Genomic DNA, 10,795 nt, shown 5'->3' with positions numbered 1-10,795 from the left:
TGAGCGGAACCGGGCTTGTCACTGTGCTGAGTGGCACGAGCGACAGTGCGACGCTGACGAGCACCGGGGCGAACGTCAACATCAACGGCAACTATGCCACGGTGAATGCATCGGGGTCGACCATCGGGGTCAACTCCACCATATCGAGCACGACGACGCTCGTTGGCAGCAACGATACGGTAGGGATCGCCAGCAACCAGTCGACGGTGACGCTGACCGGCAGCAACGAGACGATCACGGTGAGCGGCACCAGTGACGTCGTGACGTCGACGGGCAGCAGCGACATCGTGACGATCAGTGGCACCAGCGACACGGTCACACTGACCGGCGACGGCCATCAGGTGACGGTGAGCGGACCGGGCAACACGGTGACGCTGAACGGGAACAATGAGAGCGTATCGATCTCCGGCAATGGTACGAGGTTGACGCTGACCGGAAGCGGCGACAGCGTCAACGTCAGCGCGACCAGCGGCAGCACGATCACGACGGCGAGCGCCACCAGCTTCACGATGACCGGTTCGGGCAGTGGGGCGACGATCAACGGCAGCGCCAATACGGTGTCGCTGACGGGGCAGCAGGAGACGGTGACGCTGAACGGCAGCAACGAGACCGTGATCGTGGGCGCCGGCGCGACCAATGCGGTCGTGAACTTGAACGGGACCGGCAGCACGGTGTCGGGGCACTCCGAGACGTCGGTCGTTCTCACTGGTACAGGCAATTCTGCGACGGTGATCGGCGATACGGACTTTGTGCAGCTTACGGGGAACAGCCAGTCGGTGACGTTGATCGGCAGCAACGACTGGCTGTCGCTGAGCGGGAGTTATATTACGCTGAGTACATCAGCGGCTCGTTTTGTGACGCTGAGCGGTGTCAGCGACACCGTAACGCTCGGTGGCATCGGCCTGAACGTGACGCTCAGCGGGACGAGCGATGGCGCGACGTTGACGACGACGGGCGCCAATGTCGGCATCAACGGCAATCAGAATACGGTGAGCGCTTCCGGTTCAACGATCGGGATCTCCATGGCTGCCAACGGTACAGCGACGGTGGTGGGCAGCAGCGACTCGATATCGGTGGTCGGCAACCAGAACTTGGTGACGCTGACCGGCGGCAACGAGACGATCACGGTGAGCGGCACCAGCGACGTCGTGACGTCGACGGGCAGCAGCGACATCGTGACGATCAGTGGCACCAGCGACACGGTGACACTGACCGGTGACGGTCATCGGGTGACGATGAGCGGACCGGGTAACGCGGTGACTCTGAACGGGAACAACGAGGCCGTGTCGATCTCCGGCAACGGTGCGAGGGTGACGCTGACCGGAAGCGGCGATACCGTCAGCATCAGCTCGACCAGCGGCAATACGGTCACGACGGCGAGTGCGACGAGCTTTACGATGGCCGGTTCGGGCAGCACAGTCCTGATCCAGGGGACGGGTAGCGGCCATACGCTGTCGCTGATCGGTGATGCCGAGAGGGTGACCCTGAACGGCGCGAGTGATGTCGTGTCGATGAGCGGGACGAACGACACGGTGACGCTGACAGGGGATGCGGCAAGCGTGACCCTGAACGGGATTGCCGACACGGTGATGCTGACTGGGAGCGGTGCAAAGGTAACGCTCGCCGGCACTTTTGGTGTCGCAACGCTCAACGGCAACAACGAATATGCCGTAATGAGCGGCAGCAATAATTTCGTCACCTCGTCCGGCAACAACGATACGGTCGTCGTGAGTGGGATCAACAACTCCGTCACTCTCACCGGAAATTACGAGAACATCATCGCGAGCAAGCCTGCCAGTATCACCGCTACCGGTGCCTATGACGACATTACCGTCAACACCGGCAGCGGAGCTGGCTTGTCGCCGATCACGCTCGGCGGGGCCAGCGGGATCGTCCAGGCGAGCCTGGGGACGTCGCTGCGGATCTCGGCGACGACCGGCTCCGTCAACGTCAACGATATCGAGACCATTGTCTTCGGTAACAACACCAACACGGTAACGCTCGCCAACGGGACGGGGACGATCACCCTGGTCGGCGTGGCGTCGGTGACGGCGGCGATTGCAGGCTCCACCGGCAATGACACGATGTCGGGGACGTCGGGCAACGACATTCTCGACGGCAAGGGCGGCCTCGACAGCGTGCAGGGCAACGGCGGTGACGACGCCTATGTCTTCCACAAGGGTTACGGCCAGCTCACGATCAACAATTATTCCGCCAGCAACAATAATTCGCTTGGGACGCTGTCGTTCGACGCTTCGGTGCGGACCAGCGATCTCTTGATCTCGCGCGGCGGCGTCGGGTTTGGCGACCTCATCATCCAGATCCCCTCGACCGGCGACCAGATCACCGTCAGCGGCGCCTTCGGCAACAGTGCCGACGGCCTGAGGCAGGTGCTGTTCGCCGACGGCACGGCCTGGAACATGGGCTATCTCGGTGCTCACGCGGGTTACGACGTCAACATCGACGGCAGCACCAGCACGATCAACGCGAGCAACGTGCTGATCCAGATGCCCGCCAACAACGCCACCGTGACGGTCAACGGCAGCAATGATCCGATCACGGTGACCGGCACCAGCGATACCGTGATCGTCAACGGCACCAACGATACGGTGACCGCGAATGCGACGGCGGTGACAGTGACAGGCACCGGCAGCGCCGTGACCATCAGCGGGAGCGGCAACGCTGTCGCCGTGACGGGGGTGAACGACACAGCGACGCTGGTCGGAACGTCCGACAGCGTCACCATCAGCGGCAGCAATGCGACCATCAACACCGCCAACGCGGTGACGGCGACTGTGACCGGAACGGGGAGCTCGGCCACGATCGGCGGCAACGGCGACATTGTCGCGATCACAGGCACCAGCGACACGGTCACCCTGTCCGGAACCGGCGCCAGCGTCACCATCAGCGGCGCCGCGGCGGTCCTGAACGCCGCTGGAGCATCGATTGCGGTGACCGCAAGCGGCAGCTCCGCCGGCATCACGGGCAACGGCAACGCCGTGTCGATCACCGGCAGCAGCGAGCAGGTCGCGCTGACGGGAAATAATGCGAGCGTGACGATCAGCGGCATCGGCGATGCGCTCACCGTCAGCGGCGGCAATGCCAGTGTCAGCACGGTCAATGCCGCGGCGATCACGGTCACGGGCACTGCCAGCACGGCTACGGTCAGCGGCGACGGCAATTCGGTGTCGATCACAGGGGCCAGCGACCAGGTCACGCTGACCGGGAACAACGAGGCCGTGACGATCAGCGGAACCGGCGATTCGCTCGTCGTGAGCGGCAGCAACGCCTCCGTGACCACCACCAGCGCGGCCACGATCACGATCACGGGTGCCGCGAGCTCGGTGGCGGTGACGGGCGACGGCAATTCAGTGTCGATCACGGGGGCGAGCGATCAGGTGACGCTCACCGGGAACAGCGCTGTGGTTGCGATCAGCGGGGCCAATGATGCCCTCGTGGTCAGCGGCAGCAACGAGACGATCACCACCACGAGCGCGGCGGCGATCACGCTGACCGGAAGCGGCAGCACGGCAACCGTCAATGGCGGCGGAAATACCATCTCGATCACGGGGACCAGCGATCGGGCAACGGTCACCGGCAACAACGAGACCGTCAGCATCGGCGGAAGCGGGAACAGCCTTGTCATCAGCGGCAGCAGCGAGACGATCACGACCAGCAGCGCCGCCGCAGTGACGATTTCCGGCACCGGCAGCTCGGGAACGGTTACGGGCAACGGCAACGCGGTCACGATCGCAGGCACCAGCGACGCAGTCACACTGAGCGGCACCGGCGACAGCGTCACCGTCAGCGGCAGCGCGGCAACGATCGGCTCGGCCGCGGCGCTGGCCGTCACCATGACGGGCACCAGGAGTTCGGCCACCATCGGCGGGAACGGCCACGCGGTAACGATCACCGGCAGCAGCGATGCCGTCACCCTGACCGGGACGAGCGACACCGTGACGGTCAGCGGCGCGGCGGCGACCGTGACGACCAGCAGCGCTGCGAGCGTGACCTTGACCGGAACAGGCAGCTCCGCCACGGTCAACGGCAACGGCAACACCGTCGCGATGACCGGCGCCAGTGAGCGCGCGACGCTGTCGGGCAGCAATGCCGTCGTGACCATCGGCGGCCTCAGCGACACGCTCGTGGTCAGTGGCAGCAACGCATCGGTGACGACCACCAGCGCCGCGACGATCACGGTGGGCGGGACCGGCAGCTCTGCGACGGTGAGCGGCAATGCCAACAAGATATCGATCACGGGGGCTAGCGATCAAGTCGCGCTGAGCGGGACCAGTGACACCGTGACCATCAGCGGTGCGGGTGCATCGCTTGCCATCAACAGCGGCAGCGCCTCCGTTACCACGACCAGCGCGGCCTCGATCGCGGTCAACGGCACCGGCATCTCGGCAACGGTCACCGGCAACGGCAATACTGTGTCGATTACAGGTGACAGTGACCTCGTGACGGTGACCGGCAGCAATGCGGTCGTCGCGATGACCGGAGCCGGCGACACCCTCACGGTCTCCGGCAGCAATGCCTTCGTGAATGCGACCCATGCGGCGGCGATCACGGTGAGCGGCACCGCTAGCTCGGCCACGATCAGCGGCGACGGCAACGCGGTGACGATCGCCGGCACCAGCGATCAAGTGACGCTCGCGGGCAACGGCGCATCGGTGAACATCTCCGGCATCGCCGCCACGCTTGCCGTCAGCGGCAGCAACGAGCTGATCACGGCGAGCCATGCGGCAACGATCACCGTGGGCGGGACCGGCAGCTCGGCAAATATCGCCGGCGACGGCAACATGGTGTCGATCACCGGAAGCAGCGACCAGGTCACGCTGACAGGCACGAGCGACACGGTCAGCGTCACCGGTGCGAGCGCAATTCTCGCCCTCAGTGGCGCCAGCGCCGTGGTGACAACGGCCAGCGCGACGGCCATCACGATCTCCGGGACCGGCAGCTCGGCCACGATCAACGGCGACGGTAACGCGGTCGCGGTTACAGGTGCCAGCGAGCAGGTGTCGGTCGCCGGCAACAGCGCGACCGTCGTGGTCACAGGCAGCAACGATACGCTCGTGGTGTCCGGCAGTAACGGCTCGATCATCACGAGCGGCGGCGCGGCGATTGCGATTTCGGGGGCGGGGAGCTCGGTCACCATCTTTGGCGATGGCAATGCTGTCTCCATCGTGGGTACCGGCGACATCGTAACTCTGGCCGGAGCCGGCGACAGCGTCACCGTGAGCGGTAGCAATGCCAGCATCGATGGCTCGAGCCCGCTTGCCGTGACCGTTACGGGCACAGCGAGCTCGGCGACGATTGCCGGCGACGGTCATGCCGTGACGATCGACGGGACCAGTGATGCCGTGATCCTGAGCGGCACGAGCGATACCGTGACGGTCACGGGAGCCGGCGCGATGGTGAGCACGACCAGCGTGACCACGGTGACCGTGACGGGGGCGGGCAGCTCTGCGGTCATCAGCGGCAATGGCGACATTGTCAACGTCACCGGCACCAGCGACCAGGTGACGGTCTCCGGCAACAACGAGGCGGTCGGCATCGGCGGCGCCGACAATGCGCTCGTGATCAGCGGCAGCAACGCCTCGGTCAGCACGACCAGTGCGGCCAAGGTCACCGTGACAGGGACCGGCAGCTCGGTGGCCATCGGTGGCGATGGCGACACCGTCGCGATCGCGGGCGACAGTGATCAGGTGACGGTGACCGGCAATAATGGCGCCATCAGCATCAGCGGCACAGGTGATGTACTTGCGATCAGCGGCAGCAATGTCTCGGTCGGCGCGAGCAGTGCGGCGGCCATAACCGTAACCGGCACGGCAAGCTCGGCAGCGATCAGCGGCGATGGCCACACGATCGCTGTCGCCGGCACCAGCGACCAGGTGATGGTCTCCGGCGACAACGAGGCCGTCGGCATCAGTGGTGTCGGAAACGCGCTTGTGATCAGCGGCAGCAATGCCTCGGTCAGCACGACCAGCGCGGCAACGGTCACCGTGACGGGCACCGGCAGTTCGGTGACGATCGGCGGCGACGGCGACACCGTCGTGATCGCGGACGATAGTGATCAGGTGACGGTGACCGGCAATAACGGCGCCGTCAACATCAGCGGCACCGGTGATGTGCTTGCGATCAGCGGCAGCAATGTCTCGGTGAGTGCGAGCAGTGCGGCGGCCATAACCGTGACCGGAACCGCAAGCTCGGCAGCGATCAGCGGCGATGGCCATGTGATCGCCGTCACCGGCACCAGCGACCAGGTGACGGTCTCCGGCGACAACGAAGCCATCAGCATCAGCGGCACTGAAAATGCGCTCGTAATCAGCGGCAGCAATGCCTCGGTCAGCACGACCAGTGCGGCAACGGTCACCGTGATGGGGACGGCCAGCTCGGCGGCGATCAGCGGCGATGGTAATACCATTGCCGTCATCGGGACCAGTGACCAGGTGACGGTGACCGGCGACAACGACATCATCAGCATCGATGGTGCCGGCATCATGCTGGTCATCAGCGGCAGCAACGACACCGTGATCGCGACCAGCGCGGCAGCGGTGACGCTCGCCGGTGCCGGGAGCTCGTTGACCCTGGGTGGTGACGGGAATTCCGTCGCGATCACGGGAACCGGCGACCAGATCACGCTGACGGGCAACGGCGATACCGTGGCAATTGGCGGCGTGAACAGCACCATCATCGCCGGCGGTACGAGCGAACTGTACCTTGCCGATCGCGGCAGCGGTCAGGTGACGATCGACAATGCGACCGCGCCGGGCGCGGCCGCGCAGGGCGAGCTCGATTTTGCATCGGACGTCGATAGCCAGGATCTCTGGTTCGTCCAGAGTGGTGACGATCTCGTCATCGACATTCTCGGCACGGACGACCAGTTCACGATCAGCGGCTGGTTCGGATCGAACCCGAGCGCGGCGCTGGCGGAGATCGGCGCGGGAGACGGCCTGCATCTCGACAGCTCGGTGTCGCAACTGGTCCAGGCGATGGCGTCGTATTCCGGTGCCAACCCCGGCTTCTCACCATCGACGGCAACGCAGATGCCGAACGACCCGAGTCTCCAGAGCGCGATTGCTTCGGCATGGCATTAGCGGACGACATCGATGCGGGCGACGTGACGTTCGAAGGGGCGGTCAGCGATCTGCGCGCAGGCCGGTTGGATGAAGCAGCGTCTGTTTGCGAGACGATCCTGGGGACGGATCCCGGCCATCATGGATGCATGAATGTACTGGGAATCATCGCGCTGTTGCGGGGGCAAGCCGCTCGAGCACGCGAACTTCTCGAGCAGGCAGTTACGCTGGCGCCCGAGAATCCCAGCTATCACGTGAACCTCGCGAAGGTGCTTCAGTCGGCCGGCAGCACCCTGGATGAGGCCGAACGACACTTCCGCGCCGCCATTGCCCTTGGTGCCGACGAGGTCGACGGCCGGCTCGGTCTGGCCCATCTGCTGCGGACCGGGGGGCGGCTCGAGGAAGCCTCGACCTGCCTCGCGGACGTCGTGCGACTGCGGCCGGACGATGCGGATGCGCGCGGTATCTACGCCAGCTTGCTGCACGATATCGGCCGTCTCGACGATGCGGAGCTGCACTACCGCGAAGCCTGCCGCATCAGGCCCGTCTTTCCCGAGGCGCTCAACAATCTCGGCAATCTTTGCCAGGCACGGGGACGTCTGGAGGAGGCCGAGGCGTATTTTCGTCGCGCCTTGGCCTGCAAGCCGGATTTTCCCGAGACCTGCAACAATCTCGGCAATCTGCTGCGCGAGCTCGGCCGTCCCGAAGAGGCGGAGAGCTACTGTCGTGAAGCCTTGCGGCTGAGGCCCGACTATCCGATCGCGCACAACAACCTCGGCAACGCGTTGAAGGAATGCGGCTCGTACGAGGCTGCTGAATTTCACTACCGGGAGGCGATCCGCCTGAAGCCGGACTACGCCGAGGTGTACAACAATCTGGGATCGCTGTTCGGGGATTTCGCCGCGCTCGGCAAGGCCGAGGACTGCTATCGCCGCGCCGTCGAGCTCCGACCCGGCTATTCGGAGGCACTGGCCAATCTCGGAATGACGCTGCTCGGGGCGGGAAAGTTCGAGCAGGGATGGCCGACTTATGACGCCCATCGCAAGCTCGAGCGGCGCGACGATCTCATCGGCCCGCAATGGACCGGCGACGATCTTGAAGGACGCACGCTGCTGATCTACGCCGAGCAGGGCTTTGGCGACGTGCTGCAGTTCAGCCGCTTCGTGCCGATTGCGGCGTCGCGTGGGCGCATCGTTCTCGAGGTGCCGCGGCCGCTCCTTGGCCTGCTGGCGCAATTGCCTGGTGTCGACCAGATCGTGGCGCGCGGCGATCCGTTGCCGCATTATGATGTCCGCTGTGCGCTGATGAGTTTGCCGCGCTGGCTCGGCATCACGTTGAACCGGATCCAGGGCGATGCGCCTTATCTCGCTGCCGATCGCGGTCGCATCGGCAAATGGCGTGCCCGCGTCGAAGAGTTGCCGGGGTTGCGCGTAGGCCTCGCCTGGGCAGGAAACCCGGCCCTGAAGAACGACAAGCGCCGGTCCATCACGCTTCGTACGCTTGCTGCGCTCGCGGAGGCGACAGGCGTTTCGTTTGTGTCCCTGCAGAAGGGCGAGGCTGCGGCGCAGACATCGAGCCCGCCGCCGGGCCTGACGGTGCACGACTGGACCGCGGAGCTCGCTGATTTCGCCGATACGGCGGCGTTGATCTCGGCGCTCGATCTCGTGATCACCGTCGACACCTCGATCGTGCACCTGACCGGGGCGCTCGGCCGGCCGGTCTGGCTGCTCAACAGGTTCAACAGCTGCTGGCGCTGGCTGTTCGACCCCATCCGGAGTCCGTGGTACGCCACGTTGCGGCAGTTCAAGCAGCCCGTGTCCGGCGACTGGAATGCGGTGGTGCAGGATGTCAAAGTGGCGCTGGCGGATCGGGCGGCGGATGCGGTGCAGCCGGACGCGTTCCAGGAGGCGCTGGAGCATCATCGGGCCGGCCGGCTCGACCGTGCGGAAATCATCTATCGCCGCCTGCTGAGCAGGAATCCCGATCACGCCGGTAGCCTCCATTTGCTCGGCGTCGTCCATTTTCAGCGAAACGAGCACGCCCGCGCCGTCGACTATATCGGCCGCGCGATCGAGCTCGAACCGGAGAACGGCGATTTCCGGCACAATCTGGCCAATGCGCTTGGCGCAACCGGTCGTCGCACCGAAGCGGAGACGCAATATCGCGCCGCGATCGGCCTCAACGACAATCATGCGGATGCGCACGGCGCGCTCGGCATGCTGCTTCAGGAAAGCGGACGCCTCGACGATGCGGAGCCGCATCTGCGGCAGGCCTATCGGCTCAAGCCGTCGTCGGAGATCGCCTGCAACAATCTCGGTATCCTGCTGTGCCGCCAGGAGGCGCTCGACGAGGCCGAAGCGAAATTTCGCGAGGCCTTGCGGATCACCCCCGATTCCGCCCGGGCGCATGCCAATCTCGGCAGCGTTCTGCGCGCCCGTGGCGTATTCAACGAGGCCGAGGAGCACTGCCGCCTCGCGATTGCGTGCGATGCAGGTCTGGCCGAGGGCCACTTCGTCCTCGCGCAGGTGCTCGAGGCCCGAGAGAGCTATGACGAGGCCGAGCGGGCGTATCGCCAGGCGATCATGCTCAAACCCGCCAGCGTGGATTGGCACAACGACCTCGCCAAGCTGCTGGTGGATCTGCGCAGGCTCGATGAGGCCTGGCCGTTGTTCGAGCAGACGCTGCGGATGCGGCCGGATCACCCCGAAGCCCATAGCAACCGCGCGATCGCGCTGTTGCTCACCGGCGATTATGCGGAGGGATGGACGGAATACGAATGGCGCTGGAAGCTGAAAAAGCGTCCGGGCCGGCTCGATGATTTCACGCAGCCGGTGTGGAAGGGTGAGGACATCAGCGGCCGCACGCTTCTGATCCATGCCGAGCAGGGGTTTGGCGATACGATCCAGTTCTGCCGGCTGGTTCCGCTGCTGCGCAGCGGCGCGCGCATCGTGCTGGAAGTGCAGCGTCCGCTCGCCCCTCTGCTGAAAGACCTTCCCGGCGTCGATCAGATCGTTCCGCGCGGCGATCCGCTGCCGCACTTCGACGTTCATTGTCCGCTGCTCGGCCTTTCGCGTTTGCTCGAACTGTCGCTGACGGACGTGCCGGGTCAGGTTCCGTATCTCGTCCCGGACGCCGCACGGGTGGGGATCTGGCACAAGCGGCTGCGCAACGTCGGAGGCTTTCGCGTCGGCCTCGCCTGGTCGGGCAGCCCGACCATGGCCGATGATCGCCGCCGCTCGATTCCGCCCGACCTCCTCTCAGGTCTCGCATCGATACCGGGCGTATCGTTCGTCTCCCTGCAAAAGCACGCGCCGGGACAGGCGAGCAAGGCGCCGTCGGCTCTCGCGCTGCATGACTTCACGGACGAGCTCAACGATTTTGCCGATACCGCGGCATTGATCGCCAACCTCGATCTGACGATCAGCGTGGATACTTCAGTGATTCACGTTGCAGGGGCGCTGGGACGGCCGGTCTGGCTGCTCAACCGGTTCAACGGTTGCTGGCGGTGGCTGCTCGGCCGCAACGATAGTCCCTGGTATCCGACGCTGCGGCAATTCCGGCAACTGCGTCCGGGAGACTGGGCCGGCGTCGTGGCGGAGGTTGCACAGGCACTCGAGGTCGAGCGTGGAATCGAACCCGTTGCGATCTCGGCGGCAGAATAGTGCAGTGTGCGAAATTGAGTTCGATAAGACTTTATGAAAGTTCCATCTCCACAG

At 65.1% G+C, this 10,795-nt stretch carries 2 protein-coding genes; both read left to right on the top strand.

The annotated features are described in order from the left end of the window. Window positions 1-23 precede the first annotated feature (23 nt). Window positions 24-7,100: a calcium-binding protein gene (locus A7X65_RS39990; protein ID WP_063694902.1), complete on the top strand. Its 7,077-nt coding sequence runs from the start codon at window positions 24-26 to the stop codon at window positions 7,098-7,100. Further along, window positions 7,091-10,741 (top strand): tetratricopeptide repeat protein, encoded by a 3,651-nt coding sequence (locus tag A7X65_RS39980; protein ID WP_082885257.1) that lies wholly within the window; start codon window positions 7,091-7,093, stop codon window positions 10,739-10,741. The genes A7X65_RS39990 and A7X65_RS39980 overlap by 10 nt, the downstream gene beginning before the upstream one ends. Window positions 10,742-10,795: the final 54 nt, after the last annotated feature.

This window comes from Bradyrhizobium stylosanthis (assembly GCF_001641335.1).
Lineage (GTDB): Bacteria > Pseudomonadota > Alphaproteobacteria > Rhizobiales > Xanthobacteraceae > Bradyrhizobium > Bradyrhizobium stylosanthis.
The sequence above is the reverse complement of the archived record's forward strand: the minus strand, read 5'-3'. Positions and strand labels throughout refer to the sequence as shown.

What these genes read in the sequence shown, in the direction of transcription:
- A7X65_RS39980 (WP_082885257.1), top strand. Translation starts at nt 7,091, where the DNA reads ATGGCATTAGCGGACGACATCGATGCGGGCGACGTGACGTTCGAAGGG.